General features: G+C 72.3%; 17 protein-coding genes and 1 pseudogene. 10 read left to right on the forward strand and 8 right to left on the reverse strand.

Annotated elements, in window-relative coordinates; all coding sequences use genetic code 11:
• Nucleotides 1-178: 178 nt before the first annotated feature.
• Together ACIRJT_RS12575 and ACIRJT_RS12580 are read left to right on the forward strand one after the other, a co-directional pair.
• Nucleotides 179-751, forward strand: a complete 573-nt coding sequence (locus ACIRJT_RS12575; RefSeq protein ID WP_403907884.1) for a TetR/AcrR family transcriptional regulator — start codon at nt 179-181, stop codon at nt 749-751.
• A 120-nt stretch (nt 752-871) separates the two neighbouring features.
• Complete coding sequence (locus ACIRJT_RS12580) at nt 872-3,106, forward strand: MMPL family transporter (RefSeq protein ID WP_403907886.1); 2,235 nt, start codon at nt 872-874, stop codon at nt 3,104-3,106.
• Nucleotides 3,107-3,301: 195 nt separating this feature from the next.
• Here ACIRJT_RS12580 and ACIRJT_RS12585 read toward each other — a convergent pair whose 3' ends face one another.
• The 3 genes from ACIRJT_RS12585 to ACIRJT_RS12595 form a co-directional block, all read right to left on the reverse strand.
• Nucleotides 3,302-4,093, reverse strand: coding sequence for an ABC transporter permease (locus ACIRJT_RS12585; RefSeq protein ID WP_403907888.1), 792 nt, complete (start codon nt 4,091-4,093; stop codon nt 3,302-3,304).
• On the reverse strand, nt 4,090-5,061 hold the full coding sequence (locus ACIRJT_RS12590) for an ATP-binding cassette domain-containing protein (protein WP_403907890.1): 972 nt from the start codon (nt 5,059-5,061) through the stop codon (nt 4,090-4,092). Before ACIRJT_RS12590 ends, ACIRJT_RS12585 begins: the two co-directional genes overlap by 4 nt.
• An 89-nt stretch (nt 5,062-5,150) precedes the next feature.
• A complete protein-coding gene (locus tag ACIRJT_RS12595) occupies nt 5,151-5,816 on the reverse strand; it encodes a DUF4097 family beta strand repeat-containing protein (RefSeq protein ID WP_403907892.1) in 666 nt (221 codons plus the stop codon).
• Nucleotides 5,817-6,038: 222 nt separating this feature from the next.
• On the opposite strand from ACIRJT_RS12595, the gene ACIRJT_RS12600 reads away from it, so the two are divergent.
• Nucleotides 6,039-6,836 (forward strand): helix-turn-helix domain-containing protein, encoded by a 798-nt coding sequence (locus ACIRJT_RS12600; protein WP_403907894.1) that lies wholly within the window; start codon nt 6,039-6,041, stop codon nt 6,834-6,836.
• 57 nt (nt 6,837-6,893) lie between these two features.
• Here ACIRJT_RS12600 and ACIRJT_RS12605 read toward each other — a convergent pair whose 3' ends face one another.
• Entirely contained in the window at nt 6,894-7,340 is a 447-nt protein-coding gene (locus ACIRJT_RS12605; protein WP_403907896.1) for an SsgA family sporulation/cell division regulator, read from the reverse strand.
• A 292-nt stretch (nt 7,341-7,632) separates the two neighbouring features.
• Here ACIRJT_RS12605 and ACIRJT_RS12610 point away from each other — a divergent pair.
• The 4 genes and pseudogenes from ACIRJT_RS12610 to ACIRJT_RS12625 form a co-directional block, all read left to right on the forward strand.
• Nucleotides 7,633-7,728: pseudogene (locus tag ACIRJT_RS12610) on the forward strand (cobalt ABC transporter ATP-binding protein); the annotation flags it as partial.
• A 244-nt stretch (nt 7,729-7,972) separates the two neighbouring features.
• Nucleotides 7,973-9,139 (forward strand): serine hydrolase domain-containing protein, encoded by a 1,167-nt coding sequence (locus tag ACIRJT_RS12615; RefSeq protein ID WP_403908243.1) that lies wholly within the window; start codon nt 7,973-7,975, stop codon nt 9,137-9,139.
• Entirely contained in the window at nt 9,136-9,939 is an 804-nt protein-coding gene (locus ACIRJT_RS12620; RefSeq protein ID WP_403907898.1) for an SDR family NAD(P)-dependent oxidoreductase, read from the forward strand. The genes ACIRJT_RS12615 and ACIRJT_RS12620 overlap by 4 nt, the downstream gene beginning before the upstream one ends.
• A 55-nt stretch (nt 9,940-9,994) precedes the next feature.
• Nucleotides 9,995-10,462, forward strand: coding sequence for a GNAT family N-acetyltransferase (locus tag ACIRJT_RS12625; protein WP_403907900.1), 468 nt, complete (start codon nt 9,995-9,997; stop codon nt 10,460-10,462).
• Nucleotides 10,463-10,588: 126 nt separating this feature from the next.
• Here ACIRJT_RS12625 and ACIRJT_RS12630 read toward each other — a convergent pair whose 3' ends face one another.
• The 3 genes from ACIRJT_RS12630 to ACIRJT_RS12640 form a co-directional block, all read right to left on the reverse strand.
• Nucleotides 10,589-11,338 (reverse strand): hypothetical protein, encoded by a 750-nt coding sequence (locus ACIRJT_RS12630; protein WP_403907902.1) that lies wholly within the window; start codon nt 11,336-11,338, stop codon nt 10,589-10,591.
• Nucleotides 11,339-11,347: 9 nt separating this feature from the next.
• Complete coding sequence (locus ACIRJT_RS12635; RefSeq protein WP_403907904.1) at nt 11,348-11,809, reverse strand: GNAT family N-acetyltransferase; 462 nt, start codon at nt 11,807-11,809, stop codon at nt 11,348-11,350.
• 78 nt (nt 11,810-11,887) lie between these two features.
• Nucleotides 11,888-12,811, reverse strand: coding sequence for an NAD(P)-dependent oxidoreductase (locus ACIRJT_RS12640; RefSeq protein WP_403907905.1), 924 nt, complete (start codon nt 12,809-12,811; stop codon nt 11,888-11,890).
• Between the two features lie 75 nt (nt 12,812-12,886).
• On the opposite strand from ACIRJT_RS12640, the gene ACIRJT_RS12645 reads away from it, so the two are divergent.
• Entirely contained in the window at nt 12,887-16,213 is a 3,327-nt protein-coding gene (locus ACIRJT_RS12645) for a BTAD domain-containing putative transcriptional regulator (protein ID WP_403907907.1), read from the forward strand.
• A gap of 73 nt (nt 16,214-16,286) precedes the next feature.
• On the opposite strand, the gene ACIRJT_RS12650 is transcribed toward ACIRJT_RS12645, so the two are convergent.
• On the reverse strand, nt 16,287-16,754 hold the full coding sequence (locus ACIRJT_RS12650; RefSeq protein ID WP_403907909.1) for a MarR family winged helix-turn-helix transcriptional regulator: 468 nt from the start codon (nt 16,752-16,754) through the stop codon (nt 16,287-16,289).
• Nucleotides 16,755-16,856: 102 nt separating this feature from the next.
• On the opposite strand from ACIRJT_RS12650, the gene ACIRJT_RS12655 reads away from it, so the two are divergent.
• Nucleotides 16,857-18,071 (forward strand): amidohydrolase family protein, encoded by a 1,215-nt coding sequence (locus ACIRJT_RS12655; RefSeq protein WP_403907911.1) that lies wholly within the window; start codon nt 16,857-16,859, stop codon nt 18,069-18,071.
• A gap of 263 nt (nt 18,072-18,334) precedes the next feature.
• Complete coding sequence (locus ACIRJT_RS12660) at nt 18,335-18,997, forward strand: DUF1345 domain-containing protein (RefSeq protein WP_403907913.1); 663 nt, start codon at nt 18,335-18,337, stop codon at nt 18,995-18,997.
• The last annotated feature ends 135 nt before the right edge of the window (nt 18,998-19,132 follow it).

Here is a 19,132-nt window from a genome sequence, read left to right on the forward strand (position 1 = left end):
CGTTTCGCTGGACCGTGCGGGTACGGTTCAGGTGTACGAAACGGTTTCGTTCGATGCTGAGCGGGGCTGTTGATCGGGAACACCGGTCGGGAATACCGGTCGGGACCGCTGATCGGGACTGGTCGAAACTGCCGCGCCGGACACCGGCGGGCAGGGCGAACGCGAAGGAGGTCGGCACATGGCACGCACCAGGCTGACCCCCGAGCGTGAGGGCGAGTTGTACGAGGCCGTCCTCGATCTGCTCCGCGAGGTCGGTTACGACGCCCTGACCATGGACGCCGTCGCCTCCCGCACCCGGTCGAGCAAGGCCACCCTCTACCGCCAGTGGGGCTCCAAGCCCGAGCTGGTCGCGAAGGCGCTCCGGCACAACAAGCCGGGGAACCTAGCGGACATCGACACCGGTTCGCTGCGCGGGGACTTCCATGCCGCGCTGAGCCGGACCGACGACTGCCAGATGGAGAAGGACGCCGCGCTGATGCGGGGTCTGAGCCATGCCGTCCATGAGTTCCCCGAGCTGCTCCAGGCCCTGCGCGAGCTGCTGATCGAGCCGGAGATGACCGGCTTCGACCAGATGCTGCAACGGGCGGTGGACCGGGGTGAGCTGCGTCCGGACAATCCGGCGCTGAAGTACATCCCGCACATGCTGATCGGCGCGCTGGCCGCCCGGCAGCTGATCGAGGACCGTCCCGTCGACCAGGCGTTCCTCATCGATTACGTGGATTCCGTGGTTCTCCCCGCCCTCGGTGTCTGACGTCCCCGTCCTACCCGTACGGCCCTCTCCCCGACGCTCCACCTGACACGCCGCTCTCGTCGTCGGGCTGGTTCCTCATGCCCAATTTCCCTCATACGACCTGACCGGGAGTACGCCCCCGTGGCCACTTTCCTCTACAAGCTCGGACGGCTCACCTTCCGCCGCCGCCGCTTCGTCGCCCTGATCTGGGTGGCGTTGCTGGCGGTCGCCGGAGTCGGTTTCGCCACCGCGTCCACCGACACCTCCAACTCCTTCTCCATCCCCGGTACGGAGGCGCAGCGCGCCTTCGACCTGCTGGAACAGCGCAACCCCGGCACCAGTGCCGACGGCGCCACCGCCCGTGTCGTCTTCAAGGCGCCCGACGGCGACAAGGTGACCGACCCCGCCAACAAGAGCGAGATCTCCGGCATCGTCAAGGAGCTGGAGTCCGGCTCGGAGCAGATCGCCTCGGTCGACGACCCGTTCCTGAAGCAGGCCGTGAGCCAGGACGGTTCGACGGCGTACATCTCGGTCGGCTACGAGGTCAGCTCCATGGAGCTGACCGAAGAGACCCGGGAAGCCCTGAAGGACGCGGGCAAGGACGCGCAGAGCAGCGGAATGAAGGTGGAGATCGGCGGTGACGCCCTCCAGCTCATGCCGCACACCGGGACCGCCGAGGTCATCGGTGTGGCCATCGCCGCCGTGGTCCTGGTCATCACCTTCGGCTCGCTGGTCGCCGCCGGACTCTCGCTGCTGACCGCGCTCATCGGCGTCGCGATCGGGGTCGGGACGATCACCGCGCTGGCCGATGTGCTGGATCTGGGCTCCACCACCGCGATCCTCGCCACGATGATCGGCATCGCGGTCGGCATCGACTACGCCCTCTTCATCGTCTCCCGCTACCGCGCCGAACTGGCCGAGGGCCGGGAACGCGAGGAAGCCGCCGGACGGGCCGTCGGCACGGCCGGATCCGCGGTCGTCTTCGCGGGCCTGACCGTGGTCATCGCCCTCGCCGGCCTCTCCGTCGTCAACATCCCGATGCTGACGAAGATGGGCCTGGCCGCCGCCGGCGCGGTCGCCGTCGCCGTCCTCATCGCGCTCACCCTCGTGCCCGCCGCCCTCGGCTTCGCCGGCAGGCGGGTCATGGGCCGCAAGGCGCGCAAGGCCGCCGAGGCGGAGAAGAGCCCCGAGGCCAAGCCGAACATGGGCACCCGCTGGGCGCGGTTCGTGCTGCGCAAGCCGGTCTGGGTCATGCTCGTCGGCGTCCTCGGCCTCGGCGTCATCGCCGTACCGGCGGCCTCGCTGGAGATGGGCCTGCCCGACGACGGCGCCCAGTCGGAGTCGACCACGCAGCGTCAGGCGTACGACATGCTCTCGGACGGCTTCGGCCCCGGGTTCAACGGTCCGCTGATGACGGTCGTCGACACGAAGAGCAGCTCCGACGGCAAGGCCGCCGTCGCGCGGGTCTCCGAGGAGATCGAGTCCATCGGCGTCGTCGCCGTCGCCCCGGCCACCTTCAACAAGGCCGGCGACACCGCGACGATCGTGGTCATCCCCAAGGACCGGCCGTCCTCGGCGGCCACGGAGGAGGTCGTCCACTCCATCCGCGACGCCGGCCAGGACATCAAGGCGGACACCGGCGCCGAAGTGCTGGTCACCGGCGCCACCGCGATGAACATCGACTTCTCGCAGAAGATGAACGACGCGCTGCTGCCCTACCTGGCGCTCGTCGTCGGCCTCGCGTTCCTGCTGCTGATGCTGGTCTTCCGGTCGATCCTCGTCCCGCTGAAGGCGGCCCTGGGCTTCCTGCTCTCGGTGGTCGCGGCACTCGGCGCGGTCGTCGCGGTCTTCCAGTGGGGCTGGCTCGGCTCGCTCTTCGGCGTCGAGCAGACCGGTCCGATCATGAGCATGATGCCGATCTTCATGGTCGGTGTGGTCTTCGGTCTCGCGATGGACTACGAGGTCTTCCTCGTCACCCGGATGCGGGAGGCATACGTCCACGGCGAGAGCCCCGGGCAGGCCATCGTGACCGGCTTCAAGCACGGTGCGCGGGTGGTCACGGCCGCGGCGGTGATCATGATCGCGGTCTTCTCCGGCTTCATCGGCTCGGGCGAGCAGATGATCAAGATGATCGGCTTCTCGTTGGCGGTCGCTGTCCTCTTCGACGCCTTCGTGGTGCGGATGGCGATCGTGCCCGCCGTCCTGGCCCTGCTCGGCAAGCGGGCCTGGTGGCTGCCGCGCTGGCTGGACCGGGTGCTGCCCGACGTGGACGTCGAGGGCGAGAAGCTGCAGAAGCGGCTGACCGACGAGACCGGCTCCGAGCAGGGGCCCGGTGACGGCGGCGGCGAGGGTGAGCGCGAGCTCGCCCGCGTCTGACCCGTCCGTCCCGACGGCGCCCTCCCGGCTCCGGGGCCGCGTCCGAGCGGAGCGTGGCCCCGGAAGCACCGGTTACCTGTGGGGACGGGGACCGGGGCACAGCGAAAGCCCCCGTGCGAACTGCACGGGGGCTTTCCTCCTGCGGTGTTCCTCTTGTCGAGGGCGGGCGAGGCGCGGGCGGGGCGCCGCACGCGGTCAGCGCGCCGCCGGGTCGCGGAGGAAGAGCGACTTCGACCACAGGTAGCCGAGCACCACGAGGCCGAGGCTCCAGCCGAGGGCCAGCCAGCCGTTGTGGCCGATCTCGGTGCCCAGCAGCAGGCCGCGCAGGGTCTCGATGACGGGGGTGAAGGGCTGGTACTCGGCGATCGGCCGGAACCAGCCGGGCATGGTGTCGGCAGGGATGAAGGCGCTGGAGATGAGCGGGAGGAGGATCAGCGGCTGTGCGCTGTTGGCGGCGGCCTCCGCGTTCGGGCTGGCCATGCCCATGCCGACCGCGATCCAGGTGAGCGCCAGGGCGAAGAGCGTGACCAGTCCGAAGGCGGCCAGCCACTCCAGGGCGGTGGCGTCGACGGAGCGGAAGCCGATGGCCACGGCCACGGCTCCGACCAGGACCAGGCTGGCGAGGATCTGCAGCACGCTGCCGACGACGTGCCCGGTGATCACGGAGCTTCGGTGGATCGCCATGGTGCGGAAGCGGGCGATGATGCCCTCGGACATGTCGGTGGAGACGGACACCGCGGCCCCGATCACGGTGGAGCCGATGGTCATCATCAGGATGCCCGGGACGATGTAGGCGATGTAGTCGGAGCGGTCCTCGCCGCCGATGCCCGCGCTCATCACGTCGCCGAAGATGTAGACGAAAAGCAGCAGGAGCATGACAGGCGTGAGGAGCAGGTTCAGGGTGAGCGAGGGGTAGCGCCGGGCGTGCAGGAGGTTGCGGCGCAGCATGGTGGTGGTGTCGCGTACGGCGAGGGCGAGGGTGCTCATCGGAGGTTCTCCTTCGGCTGGCCGGCCTGTGCGGGCACGGTGGTGGAGGCGGTGAGGGCGAAGAACACGTCGTCGAGGTCGGGGGTGTGGACGGTGAGCTCGTCCGCCTCGATGCCGGCCGAGTCCAGCCAGTCGAGGATGGAGCGCAGTTCGCGCTGGCTGCCGTCGCTGGGGATGGAGAGTGACAGGGACTCGTCGTCGGGGGCGGCCCCGGTCAGGGCGGATGCGGCGGACCGATAGGCGTCCGGGTCGGTGAAGCGGAGCTTGACGTGGCCGCCCGGGACGATGCGCTTGAGCTGCTCGGCGGTGCCCTCGGCGGCGATCTTCCCGTTGTTCAGGACGGCGATGCGGTCGGCGAGTTCGTCGGCCTCCTCCAGGTACTGGGTGGTGAGGAAGACGGTGACGCCGCCGGCGACCAGCTCGCGGATGATGCCCCACATGGTGTGGCGGGAGCGGGGGTCGAGGCCGGTGGTCGGTTCGTCGAGGAAGATGATCCGCGGGGAGCCGACCAGGGTCATGGCGATGTCGAGGCGGCGCTTCATGCCGCCGGAGTAGGTGGAGGCGGGCTTCTTCGCGGCGTCCACCAGGTCGAAACGCTCCAGGAGTTCGGCGGCGATCCGTCGTCCTTCGCGCTTGGGCAGATGGTGCAGGTCCGCCATGAGGAGCATGTTCTCCTCGCCGGTGATCAGGCCGTCGACGGCGGAGAACTGCCCGGTGACACCGATCGAGGCGCGGATCGCCTGGGCGTCGGTGGCGAGGTCGTGTCCGCCGACGCGGATCTCGCCGGAGTCGGCGCCGGCGGTGATGAGGGTGGAGAGGATCTTGACCGCGGTCGTCTTGCCGGCGCCGTTGGGGCCGAGCAGGGCGAAGACCGTGCCTGCGGGGACGGTCAGGTCGATGCCGTCCAGGACGGACTTGTCGCCGTACGACTTCCGCAGCCCGTTCGCCGCGATGGCCGGATGAGTCATGGTCGTTGCTCCTCGAAGAGTGTGGACGGGGGCTGTTCGGAGGGGTGGCCGCAGGGTGCGGCCGGGGGTGTGCCCGGGGTGCGGGGCGGTCAGAGACTGCGGGCGGCGATGTCCCCGTGGGAGGTGGTGGCGCGGATGTCGAGTTCGGCGGTGCCGTCGCTCTTGAGGGCGTTGCTGATGCGGCCGCGGTCGGTGCCGGCGTCCAGGGCGGCCGAGACGCCGGCGGCGGCGGTGACCGAGATGTCCCCGGCCTGGGTGCGGAGCACGACCGCGCCGCGCGTGGCCTCGGCGATCCTGATGTCGCCCCGTGTGGTGCTGATCTCCGCGTTGCCGCCCAGCCGGCCGACCTCGACGTCGCCCTCGATCGCGGTGAGGCGGAGGCTCGCCACCTCGTCGATCTTGATCCGGCGGTAGGCGCCGTCGAAGGCGACATCGCCGAGGCGTCCGACGCCGCGGAGTTCGGCGGCGCCCGAGTGCGCCTCGACGTGGGACCCGGCGGGCAGTTGGACGGTCACCTCGACGGAGCCCGAGCCGCCGAGGACCCGGCTTCCGGCCGCCGGGGCCGCGATGCGCAGGACGCCGTCGCCGTAGGCGACCTCGATCCGGTCGGCGGCCTTCACGTCCCGGCTCCTGGAGGCGTCGGCGGGCCTGACCTCGACGGTGGCGTCGGCCCGGTCTGCGGCGATGAACTGGACGCGTCCGGCGGGGATGTCGAGGACGGCGGTGACCGGGGTGGTGGTGTCGAACTTCTGCATCGTGCTCCCCTTGCGATCGTCGTTTCCGATGAGGGAAAAGCTACGTTGCATTTACAGATTGCTCAACAGATTCGTTGCAAGTGATTACTGTACTAGCAGGTGGGAGTGGTTAAATCGTTGCAACGTTCTTGTGGTTAACGCAACGTCAGATGGTGTTGCGTTGCAATAGATTGAGAGTGAACGCTATAGTGGGGGCTCCGTGGACCACGAAGGAGAACCGCGATGCCGGGAGGCAGGCTCACTCAGCAGGAACGCCAGCAGATCGCCCTGGGCCTGGCCGACGGCCTCGCCTACGCGGAGATCGCCAGGCGCCTGGACCGTCCGACCTCGACCATCACGCGTGAGGTGATGCGCAACGGCGGCCCCGCCGCCTACCGCGCCGATCTGGCTCACCGTGCCACCGAACACCGTGCGCACCGGCGGAAGCAGGCGGCCCCCCGGGATCCGCGGGCGTCGGCGCAGCCCTACGGGCGCGATGGCGGGGCCGTGCGGGCGTACGAGGAGCAGTTCGCCACCGTCATCATGACGTCGGGCATGCCCCTGATGATGTCCCGGGTGCTGGCCTGCCTCACCCTCACCGACTCGGGCAGCCTCACCGCACCCGAGCTCGCCCAGCGCCTCCAGGTCAGCCCGGCGTCCATCTCCAAGGCGATCGCGTTCCTCGACAGTCAGGGCATGGTCCGCCGGGAACGCGACGAGCGCCGCCGCGAGCGCTATATCGTCGACGACGACATCTGGTACCAGTCGATGATGGTCAGCGCCCGGGCCACCGCTCAGTTGGTCGACACCGCGCGGCAGGGTGTGGGTGTCCTCGGACCCGGCACTCCGGCCGCCATCCGCATGGAGAACGTCGCCCGCTTCCTCGACTTCGTCTCCGAGGGCATAGCCCGCGCCGCCGAGCAGGCCCGCGACATTCTCCACACGGCACCGGCATCGGACGAGACGTCGGACGAGACGTCGGACGTTGCGCCGGACTCTGTTTCGGGCGGCCCTGCCGGGTCGGGTTCAGGTCGCGACTGAGCGGCCCTCCTCGCGTTCCTCTTGGCGCCCCTCCCGGTGGGCCCTTCCTGTCGCGTTTCAGCCGCGGGCCGGCTGCGCACCCCGCTCCGCCTGCGCGCCCCGCTCCGGGCGGGTGGTGCGGGACGGCGACCGCGGCTGCGGCTTCGGTTCCCGGCCGGCGTCCGGCGGGGTGGCCGACGTCTGCGCGCGGGTCCGGGCGAGGAAGCGGATCAGTGTCCGGATCTCGAACTGGAACACCTCGACCCCGTCCGTCGAGTGCAGTTCCACGATCAGCTGCGTACGGCCGCACGGCCAGACGCGGACGTCGCCGCGCTCGATCGGGGTCCGCAGGCCGCGTTCCAGGAGGTCGCGGCCGAACGCCCAGTCGGTGCCGTCGGGCAGGCCTATGTGGACGGTGCGGCGCTCGTCGGCCGGGTCGTAGCGCAGGTCGACGGGGACCGGGCGGGTCAGGGGGCCATCGGTGATGAGCCGGGCGCGGGCATGTACTTCGATCACGGGGGACATGGGCCGGCTCCTCCTGTATGCATAGCTCTGTCCTCTAATGTCCCATATTTTGCGGAAGCGGCACGGCGAGGCTGGATCCACCTGCCGGGCCTCCGCTCCTGCACGCAGTTCGCAGGAGGGCACTATCGTTGATGGGTACATGACCTCGCCCGCAGGACCTCGTCCGCACGGGCGTGGAGACCGTGCGGACCCCGCGGAAGCGGAGCCTCCCATGCATGTACCCGATGGTTTCATCGACGCACCTGTCTCCGTGGCCGCCGCCTTCACGCCGCCCTCGCCGTCTGTCTGCCGGCAGGACCTCCTGTGCGACGAGAAGCCGATGCGCTCCCACCGGCTGGAGCTGCCGTTCGGCTTCGACCCGCGCTCCGTCGGCGTTCCGTCGGCGTGAACAGGTCGTGACAGCGCGGTGGTCACGGCGACCCGCCCCCCGAACGCCCCGCCGGGACGTGCACCATGGGGGGATGAGCGGGAGCGCGGGAGTGAGCACGACGGCGGGCGCGGATGCGGAATCGGGACAGGGACCGGGGCAAGGACCGGGACAAGGATCGGGATCAGGCGCGGGCGCGGAACCAGGCACCAAGGCCGAGCCGGGTACGGCATCGGACGGTCCCGTGGTCGACGTCCCCGTCGCCGTGGACGTACGGGGCACGGTAGCGCCCGGGTTCGAACCGGTCGCGGAAGCGTTCGTCCGTAACTTCGAGCAGCGCGGGGAGCGCGGCGCGGCCGTCGCCGTCTACCGCCACGGGCGCAAGGTCGTCGACCTGTGGGCCGGTACGCGAGACGTCGACGGCACCGAGCCGTGGGCCGTCGACACCGTCCAGATCGTCCGCTCGGCGGGCAAGGGCATCGCCGCCGCCGTCCCCCTGCTGCTCCATCAGCGCGGGCAGGTCGACCTGGACGCCCCGGTCTCCACCTACTGGCCGGAGTTCAAGGCGAACGGCAAGGAACGCGTCCTCGTCCGCGACCTCCTCGCCCACCGGGCCGGGGTCCCCGCCCTGGACACCGCCCTCACCCCCGCCGAGGCCGCCGACGGGGTCTCCGGGCCCGCCGCCGTCGCCGCCCAACGCCCGCAGTGGGAGCCCGGCACCGACCACGGCTACCACGCCCAGACCTACAGCTGGCTGATCGGTGAACTGGTCCGCCGCGCCACCGGCCGCACCATCGGCCGCTGGATCGCCGAGGAGATCGCCCGCCCGCTCGGCCTCGACTTCTGGTTCGGGCTCCCGGCCGACGAGGCCCACCGCATCGGCCGCATCGGCCCGGTGGAGCCCCCGGCCGCCGCCGCGGCGTCGGGCGCCCTGCGCGTACGCGCCAAACGATCCGTCGTCGAGGCCTACCGCGACCCGGACTCGCTCACCCGCAGGGCGTTCGGCGCGATCGACCCGTTCCCCGACGAGAACGACCCCGCCTACCGCGCGGCCGAACTCCCCGCGTCGGGCGGCATCGCGACCGCCCGGGGCCTGGCCCGCTGCTACGCCGCGATGATCGGCCCCGTCGACGGCCACCGCCGCCTGTTCGCGCCCGCGACGCTCACCCTGGCCCGCACCGAGGAGTCGGCGGGCCCGGACCGGGTGCTGGTCGTCAGCACCCGCTTCGGCCTGGGCTACATGCTGCACGGCCCGGCGGCGCCGCTGCTGGGCCCCGGCTCGTTCGGCCACCCGGGCCGGGGCGGCTCGTTGGGCTTCGCGGACCCGGAGTCGGGCATCGCGCTGGGCTATGTCACCAACGGCCTCCAGAAGGGAGTCACCGCCGACCCCCGTGCCCAGGCCCTGGTCAGGGCAGTACGGTCGGCGCTATGACACCAGCACCCGCGCAGATCCCGGCCCGGTTCGCCGGACACAGCGTCCTGATCACCGCCGCCGGCCAGGGCATCGGAGCGGCAACGGCCCGCCGCCTGGCGGCGGAAGGGGCCTCCGTCCTCGTCACCGACCTCGACGCGAAGCGCGCCGCCCACACGGCGGCGGCGATACGTGAGGCGGGCGGCACCGCCGAATCCCTCGTCTGCGACGTGGCCGACCGGGCGGCGGTCGAGGCGGCCGTGGCCCACGCGGTCGCCGCCTTCGGCCGGCTCGACGTCCTGGTCAACAACGCCTACGCGGCGGGCACGGACACCCCGCTCTTCGAGGACGAGACGGACGAGGTCTGGGAACGCGACCTGGACATCACCCTCTCCGGCCCGTTCCGCTGCGCACGCGCCGCGTTGCCGCACCTGGTCGCCTCGGGCCGGGGCGCGATCGTCACCATCGGCTCGGTCAACGGCGAACAGGACTTCGGCGGGCACGCGTACAGCGCCGCCAAGGCGGGCCTGACCAGCCTCACCCGTACGCTCGCGGGCCACGCCGGACCACGCGGCGTACGCGTCAACCTGGTCGCCCCCGGCACGATCCGCACCGACGCCTGGGCGGGCCGCGACGCCGAACTGGACCAGGTCGCCGCCCTCTACCCGCTCGGACGCGTCGGCACCCCCGAGGACATCGCGTCCGCCGTCGCCTTCCTCGCCTCCAGCGACGCGGCCTGGATCACCGGGACGACGCTGCGCGTGGACGGCGGGATCCTCGCGGTGAACACGGGCTTCCGGCAGGTGATGGCGCAGCCGTGAGGACGCAGCCGTAAACCCGTGGTCGGGCACCGCCCGGGGAACCTACCCTGCGCTGATGATCGACCACGGACACACGGACAGGACCGGCCGCCCCGTCACCCTCCACGAGGTGCACGCGGACAACTGGCGGGCGGTCGCCGACAGCGCGCCCCGCGACGACCAGCGCGACTGGGTCCCGGCCCTGGCCGCCCGCTACCTGGTGCTGAGCAGCCGCGAGGACACCTGGACCTCGCTGGCCGTCTGCGCGGGCGGCGAGGTGGCCGGGCACCTCATGTGGGCCCGCGACGAGGACGGTTCGCACTGGATCGGCGGCATGCTGATCGACGCCGCCCACCAGCGGGCGGGCATCGGCCGCGCCGCCGTACGGACCCTGGCGTCCTGGCTCTCCGCCCGCGAGGACGGCACGGCGGTGCGCCTCTCCTACGCCCCGGAGAACCGGGCCGCCGCGCATCTGTACACGTCGCTCGGCTTCCGGCCCACGGGGGTGGAGGAGGACGGGGAGGTGGTGGCTGAGTGGAGGTAGGGGCTGGGTGAGGGGAGAGCGGGGAGGCTCCGGCTACCTGAGCGCCCCGCTCCTCGCGATCCTTGACGGGCACCCAGGGAGCTGATCGACGGCATCGCCCATCGACCGCCTGCCCACCCCACTGCCTCAGCCGCGACGCCTCAGCCGCGCCCGGAGCCGGGACGTGACCGGCTCCGGGGTGCCGGGCAGCGCGGTCGCGAGGGTGAGGGCGGCCCGCAGGTGTTCGGCCGTGGCGGTCCGGTCCTCGTCCACCGCCTGTACGAGCCGGGCGTCGTCCATCGGGACCAGGCAGTACCGCCAGGCCGGGTGACCGTGCGACCCGGCGTAGCGGGCGGTCAGCAGTTCGGCGGGGGTCAGCGCCTCCGGCCGGCGGAGAAGGAACACCGCGAGCCCCGCCTGCCGGACGAGGCGGCAGATCTGCTCGGGCTCGGCCTCGTTGTGGCGGTGGTCGTCGTGGGCCTGGTAGATCAGGCCGTACACGAGGAACGCCTCGCGTTCGGTGAGCGGGCTCGGCAGCCGTACGCCCCGCCAGAACGCCTCGACGGCGGCCGCGTCCACGGAGGGCCGCGGCCCTGAACCGTCCGTGGAGGTCGCCAGCCGTACGGCTCCGAGGGCGACGGCCGTCTCGGAGAGCCGCCGCCGGAGGCGCGGCGCGTGGGGGAGCCCCCGCGCCGCCTCCGGGTCGGCCGCCCGGACCGCCCGTTCCACGCGCTCGACGGTCTCGCCGTCCGTCCACTCCAGCGTCCACCGTCCCGTGTCCGGGTCGTGCCGCGGCTCGACCTCCGCGCCGAACTCCCGGGTGAGCAGGGCGGCGAGGGAGCGGAGCGAGCGGCGCGGGCCCTCGCCGGGAAGCGGTGTCCCGTCCCTGTCCGGCACGGCGCCCACCTACCGATCGGCGCTCAGGACCATCAGCATCGTGGGGTCGCTCACGGGGGCGAACCCGACCTTGGCGTACAGCTCGTGGGCGTCGAGCGTGGCGAGGAGGGTCCGCTTGAGCTCGTACGGGGCGAGGTGGTCGCGCACGGCGGTCGCCAGCCGCACGCCGAGGCCCCGGCCGCGATGGGCCGGGGCCACGTAGACGTCGCAGAGCCAGGCGAAGGTCGCCCGGTCCGTGACGACCCGGGCGTAGGCGACCTGGGCCCCGCCGGGGCCGTAGACACCGAAGTTGAGCGACCCCCGCACGGACCGCTCGACGAGATCACGGCTGCGGCCGAGCGCCCAGAAGGCGTCGGTGGAGAGCCAGTGGTGAACCAGGGCGACGTCGAGGCGTTCGGGATCGGTGTCGATCTCGTACCTGTCGGCGCCCTGGTTCCCGTTCCCGTCTTCGCCGCGCGTGGTGGACCTCATGGGCTGGGATCGTAGTCGCGGCCGGGTGAGTGCCCCGGCGCGGGTCCCGCCGTCCGGCCATCGGCCGCCGGCGGCGGACTAGGAGGCGTTCGGGCGGATGTACTCGATCACGCGGGCCGGGTGGTCGGCCGCGTGCCCTTCCCGCACCGCCCGGTCGAGACCTGCCTGGACGGGCTCCAACCAGTCGGTCGGGAGGCCGAGTTCGCGGCTGGTGCGGATGATGTGGCCGACGGCCAGCTGGTTGGTGGAGACGTTGGAGACCTCGGTGGCGTAGTCCGACTCGTCGACGACACGGGCGCTCTCGGTGTCGAAGAGTCCGGCGAGCACCGAGTGGAAGATACCGGCCGCGAGCGGCTGGAACTCGGTCGCGGAGACGTTCGCCGTGCCGACCATGGCCTGGGCGTGGGTGAGCCCCTGCTGGGTGGCGTAGAGCAGCGTCAGCAGCGCCATGTCGTAGAGCAGAGGCAGCCCCGGGTCGTCGCCGAGGTAGGTGTTGGCGCCGCCGAAGACACGCAGCAGGCCTTCCTGGGCCTCGAACGTCTTCCGCGAGCCGCCGTGCAGAAGCGGGGTGTCGGGCAGGCCGATCATCTGCGGCACGCCCATGATCGCCCCGTCGAGGTATTCGGCGCCGTGCTCGGCGGCCCAGGCCGCGGACCGGCGGGCCTCGTCGGGGGTGCCGCTGGTGAGGTTGATCAGGGTGCGGCCGCCCATGTCGGCGGCCAGCGGGTCGAGCACCTCGTTGACCACGTCGTACGTCGACACGCAGACGATCACCACGGAGGAGGAGCGGACGGCGTCGCCGGCGGTCGGCGCGCTCACGGCGCCCTGGGCGACCAGTGCGTCCGCCTTTGCCTGCGAGCGGTTCCAAACGGTGGTGGGGTGGCCGGCCTCCAGAAGGGCGACGGCCAGGGCCTGGCCCATCAGGCCGAGGCCGAGCAGGGCCACGGGAACGGGGGGCTGGGCGGGGGCGGATGCGGGGCTGGTGCTGTCGTTCGTCGTCATGGGACGACTGTGGCCGCCGGGCGTGCCGTTGAGGTGCCGCTCCGGTGCCGGTCGGTCGGCACATATCGTGGACACATGCGATTCGGGGTGCTGGGCCCGCTGGTGGTCAGGGCGGCGGACGGGAGGCTGGTCGAGGTCCGCGAGACCAAGGTCCGCGCCGTCCTCGCCGCACTGCTCGTGCACGCCGGGCGACCGGTGACGGCCGACCGTCTGATCGACGGCCTCTGGGGTACGCGGCAGCCCGTGCACCCGGCGGCGGCGCTGCGGGCGAAGGTGTCGCGGCTGCGGGCTGCGCTGGACCAGGCCGAACCGGGCGCGCGGGCGCTGGTGGAGTGGAGCCCCGCCGGATACCTGCTGCGGACCGGCGACGGGCCCGGGAGCGTGGACGCCGAACAGTTCCGGACGCTGACCGTGCGGGCCCGTACGACCGCCGCCCCGGCGGAGCGCGCCGCGCTGCTGGCCGACGCGCTGGCCCTGTGGCGCGGCCCCGCGTACGCCGACTTCGCCGACGAGGCGTTCGTGCGGCCGGAGAGCGCCCGGCTGGAGGAGGAGCGGCTGACCGCCCTGGAGGACCGGGCGGAGGCACGGCTCTTACTGGGTGAACACAGCTCACTGGCCGCTGAGTTGAGCGCACCGGTCACCGCCCACCCGCTGCGCGAACGGTTGCGGGCGGCGCATCTGCGTGCGCTGTACGGGGCAGGGCGTCAGGGCGAGGCGCTGGCCGCCTACCAGGAGCTGCGCCGGTTGCTGGCCGACGAGCTGGGCGTCGATCCGGGCCCGGAACTGGCCGCGCTGCACGAGGCGATGCTCCGCCAGGAGCCCGCCCTCGCACCGGCTATCGCACCCGCCCTCACCCCGGGCTCCGCCCCGTACGCCGCCGCCCCGCCCCTGCCCTCGAACCTGCCCGCCCCGCTCTCCGGCCTGATCGGCCGCGAAGCCGTCCTCGCCGGGGTGCGGGAGCTGCTCGGGCGGGGCAGGCTGGTCACGCTCACCGGCCCGGGCGGTGTCGGCAAGACCCGGCTCGCGCTGGCCGCCGCCGCCGAGGCGGCCGATCCGCACGGCACCTACGAGCCCGACGAGCCGCACGGTCCGTACGAGGACGGCGTGTGGCTGGCCGAACTCGCCGTGCTGGACCGGACGTCGGACGTGCCCCGGATCGCGCAGGCGCTGGCGACCGTCCTCGGCCTGCGCGACGAGGGCCGCACCACCACGGCCGACCAACTGGCCGACGCGCTGCGCACCCGCCGGATGCTGCTGGTCCTGGACAACTGCGAGCACGTGATCGGCCCGGTCACCGAGTTGACCGAGGCGCTGCTGCAGAGGGCGCCCGGCCTGCGCGTGCTGGCCACCAGCCGCGCGCCGCTGGAGGTTCCCGGCGAACTGCTGTGCCCGGTACCGCCGTTGGACATTCCGCCGCCGGGTGCGTCGCACGGTGCGCTGCGGGAGTCGGGCGCCGTAAGGCTGTTCACCGTACGGGCCGCCGCCGCGGCCCCCGGATTCACCGTCGACGAGGGCAACGCCGCCGCGGTGGCCGCCGTCTGCCGCCGCCTGGACGGGCTGCCGCTCGCACTGGAGCTGGCGGCCACGCGGATGCGGATGTTCGGCGCGGCCGAACTGGCCGACCGGCTGGATGACCGCTTCTCGGTACTGGGCGGCGGCCGGCGCGCCGCCCCGGCGCGGCAGAAGACGCTGCGCGGAGTGATCGACTGGAGCTGGGAACTGCTGACCGGGGCCGAACGGACCGTGCTGCGCAGGCTGTCCGTCTTCGCGGACGGCTGCACGCTGGAGGCGGCCGAGGCGGTGTGCGCGGGCGACGGGGTGCGGCGGGCGGAGGTCCTCGGACTGCTGGGGCAGCTGGTGGACCGCTCGCTGGTCGTGGCGGTCGCCGGCGCCCCGGCGCGGTACCGGCTGCTGGAGTCCGTACACGCCTACGCACGCGAACGGCTGGCGGAGTACGAGCACGACGAGCCGGGCGGGGCCGAGCGGGTACGGGCGCGGCACCACCGCTACTACGTCGAGTGGGCCGAGCGGGCGGAGCCCCGACTGCGCGGCCACGCGCAACGCGACTGGCTGCGCCGGCTGGACGCCGAGACCACCAACCTGCGGGCGGCCCTGACCGGCCTGGCCCGCGGCACCTGCGAGGACGCGGCGGAACTGGCGCTGCGGCTGGTGAACGCGCTGTCGTGGTACTGGTACCTGCGCGGCCGCCTCGGCGAGGCGCGCGGCGCCCTGGATCTGGCGCTGGATCCGGCGCCGGCCCCGGACGTGCCCTGCCCCGTCCCGGAACCGATACCGCTCCCGGAGCCGGCCCCCGTCCCGGACCTGCGTGCGCGGGCCCGTGCCTGGCGGGCGGGCATCGCGCTGCTCATCCTGGACGGTGCCGACCGCGCCCCGCTGGAGCGGGTTCCGGACTTCCCGGCAGCCGTCGCCGACCCGGCCGCGCGCGCCATGGCCCAGTGGTTCCTCGGCTTCGCGCACACCGGCTTCGGCGATCAGGCCGTCAGCCAGGACCTGATCGACCGCGCCTACGCCGGGTTCACCGCCCTCGGCGACCCATGGGGCACGGCTGCCGCGCTGAGCGTACGGGCATCGCAGCTGCACGCCTCCGGCGCCGACACCGCGCTGCGGGACAGCGGCCGGAGCCTGGCCCTGTTCGAACAGGTCGGTGACGGCTGGGGGATGCTCCGGGCGATGCGTGTGCGGCGCGGGCTGGTCGAGATCGCCGGGGACTACGCGGCGGCCGAACGCCTGGACCGGGACGGCCTGCGCATCGCCGAGGAGCTGGGCCTGGTCTCCGAGACCAGCGCTCTGCTCTCCCGCACCGGCCGCACCGCGCTGCTGCGCGGCGACCTCGCCGGGGCCGAGGAGTACCACGAGCGCGCCCGCAGGCTGGCCGTCCACCACGCCGACCAGCGGGCCCGGGAGGTCGCCGAGGTCGGCCTCGCCCTCGTCGCCCGGCGGCAGGGCAGGCTGGCGGTGGCCGAGGCGCACCTGCGCGAATGGCTGGCCTGGTGCCGTCAGTGGGAGGGCGCCCAGGGCATCGCGCTGATCCTGGCCGAACTGGGCTTCGTGGCCGAGCTGCGCGGCGACGCCGCCGCCGCGACCGCGCTGCACGAGGAGGGTCTGGCAGCGGCACGCGGCACCGGTGACGTCCGCGCGGTGGCGCTCGCGCTGGAGGGGACGGCAGGTGCGCGCGCGTTGGCCGGACAGTACGACGAGGCGGCCCGGCTGCTGGGTGCGGCGGAGGCCGCACGGGAGTCGGTGGGGTCGCCGTTGCCGCCGGGGGAGCGCGGCGACGTCGAGCGGATCGGCGCGACGTTGCGGGCGGCGCTCGGCGGGCGCGGGTTCGCCGAACAGCTGGCACGGGGGCGGGTGCGGGGCGCGGACGACTGGACCGGCTGATCGATTTGGGTCGCCTGTCGGCGCGGTCGACGCCCGGGATCCTGCCGTGGCTCGGTCTCGCGGCGCTGCTCGTTCAGTCGCGGTGTGGGGTTCGTTTCCTTGACCAGGCGGTGGCGTCGACTCCGTATCGAGTCAGGAGTCGTGCGAACTGGGTCCGCTCCTCCGGTGACCAGGCGACAGTGATCTCCAGGAACGCTTCTCGCTGTTCGACGGCGAAGCGGTTGCGTTCGGCCTCGCCGTGCTCGGTGAGTTCGAGCACGGTGCGGCGTCCGTCGGACTGGGACGCCGCCCGCCGCAGCAGCCCGTCCGCTATGCAGGCGGCGACGGTCCGGCTGGCCACCGGCTGCGCGACGCCCATCTCGGCGGCAAGCCCGCCGACGGTCGTCTCGCCCGGCGCGTCGGCGATGACGTTGAGTACGAGGTTGCGGGAGAGGTCCTTGCCCGTTGCCGGTGCGCGTCGCCGCAGACGGGACAGCGCGGGGCCGATCTGATCCAGCGTCCGGTCGTCGGGGGACTGCTCGGAGGAGGAGGTGCTGCTCATGTGCCGAGTCTAGGCCCGGCCGGCACATTTGCATACCATTCAATAAGTCCATAGCATCAGGTATGTAAATCTTGAACGAACCAGGAAAAGAGGCGGACCGCCATGGCACTCACCGCGATCACCAACGCGCAGATCTTCGACGGGGAGAAGGCGGTCGGCGTGCGGACCGTGGTCCTCGACGGCGGGAGGATCGCCCGCGTCGGTGGCGACGCTCCCGAGGGCAGCGAGATCGTCGACGGCAGCGGCGCCACACTGCTGCCGGGACTCATCGACGCCCACGTCCACTCCGCCCCGGGCTCCCTGGCGCTCGCCCTGCGGTTCGGGGTGACGACCGAACTGGAGATGCAGGGGATGAACACCCGGGAGAACCGGGGGGCCATCACCGACGACGACACACAGGCTGACGTGCGCTCCTCCGGCTTCGCCATCACACCGCCCGGTGGTCACCCGAGCGAGCTGATGCCCGAAGGATTTCGGCCCAAGTGGGACCTTCCCCCGGTCATGCCCCTGATGCCGTTCTCCACCACACCCGAGGAGGCCGCCGCCTTCGTGCCGCAACTTCTCGCCCGGGGGTCCGACTTCATCAAGTTCATGATCGACGACGGCAGCGTAGAGGGACACCCCGGGCTGCCCACGCTCGACCGGGCCACCGTGCACGCCGGTGTCGCCGAAGCCAAGAAGTACGGCGCCCTGACCGTGGCCCACGCGCTGACCGTGGAGGCCACCAGGACGGCCGCCGAAGCCGGCGTCGACGGCGTGACCCACGTGTTCATGGACCAGCCGCACACCGCCGAGATCATCAGCCTGATCAGGGACGCGGGCATGTTCGTCATCCCCTGCGTCACTCTCAACGCCTCGATGATGGGGATCACCGGCAGCGAACTCGCCGACGACCCCCGGGTCGCCGCACGCCTCGACGCCGACTGGGACCGGACCCTGCGCTCCAGCTATGGCCGCTACCCGCAGGGCAAGCTCCACGACGTGTACGACACCGTGCGCGCACTGGACGCTGCCGGAGTCGACGTGCTCGCCGGCACCGACGTCTCCATGCCCGAGACGTTCTTCGGGGGCCTGGCACACGGAGCGAGCCTGCACCACGAACTGCAGTACCTGGTGGCAGCCGGTCTCACACCCGCACGGGCCCTGCGCGCGGCCACGGCGACCACGGCCCGCCGCTTCCGCCTGAGCGACCGGGGCCGTATCGCCGAGGGCCTCCGCGCCGACCTCCTCCTGGTCGACGGCGACCCGACCAGCAACATCAGCGACACTCTCAACACCCGCGCCGTCTGGCGCCGCGGCACCCGAACGGCGGCATGACCGCAGTCCCTTCCCTTGGAGGGGGCTCCTGAGGTCCGTTCCGTGCCGGTTCCCGAGCTGCTGGAACGGACCGCCGTGCGTCGCGCGGAAACCGGACGCCAGGACCGATCCGTCATGAGCCGTCCTGCCGGCGGCCGTCCGTGCGCCGTTCGGGGGACGGAACGCACCACCTCCTGGACGCGGCCAGGGCTCCCGGCCTCGGCGGGAGCCGACTCGTCTAGCGTCGCCGCATCCGCACCGTGCATGCCCGGAGGAGCCCGTCCGTGAATTCCTGGCTGTCCGAACGACGCCGCTCACTCGTGTGTCTCCTCATCGCGGTGAGCGCGGCGCTCGTGCTGCCCCTCGACAGTGTCGTGCGGGTCTCGGCCGCCGACGTCGGCGTGCTGGTGCTCTTCGCCTACCTGGTCCCGTACCTGGCCATCACCTTGGCCGCCTTCCTGAGCGCCTCACCGGAGCGGATCCGTTCCTGGGCGGACCGCGAAGCCCGCGGCACGTTCCTCCAGCGGTACGTCCTGGGCACCGCGCCCGGACCGGGGGCGTCCATCCTCATCGCGGCGGCCGCGTTGGCCGTGGCTGTCGTGTGGCTGCCCGGCCACCTCAGCACCACCTTCGCCGAGGGGCCGCGCGCCCTCATGGCGCTGTCGCTGGTCGTCATCGCCTGGACCTGCGTCGTCGTGGCGTTCGCGGTCGCCTTCCAGGCCGACAATCTGGTGGAGGACGAAGAGGCGCTCGATTTCCCCGGAACGGGGACCGCGGCCTGGGCCGATTACGTCTACTTCGCTGTGGCGGTCATGACGACCTTCGGCACCACCGACGTCAACGTGACCTCCCGCGACATGCGGCGGACCATCTCGGCGAACGCGGTCATCGCCTTCGTCTTCAACACGGTCACCGTCGCCAGCCTGGTCTCGGCGCTCGGCGACTGAGGGCTGTGCCACCGGGAACAGCGGGACAGCCCTGAGGCTTCCAGCACGGTCGTCGGCAGTCCCTTCGTGCGGCCAACTGTGCCCTTGAGGGCCTGGAACCGGAGCCGTGCCCCCACGTATGAAGGAAGGGCCATT

Source organism: Streptomyces sp. NPDC102283, assembly GCF_044766265.1.
GTDB lineage: Bacteria > Actinomycetota > Actinomycetes > Streptomycetales > Streptomycetaceae > Streptomyces.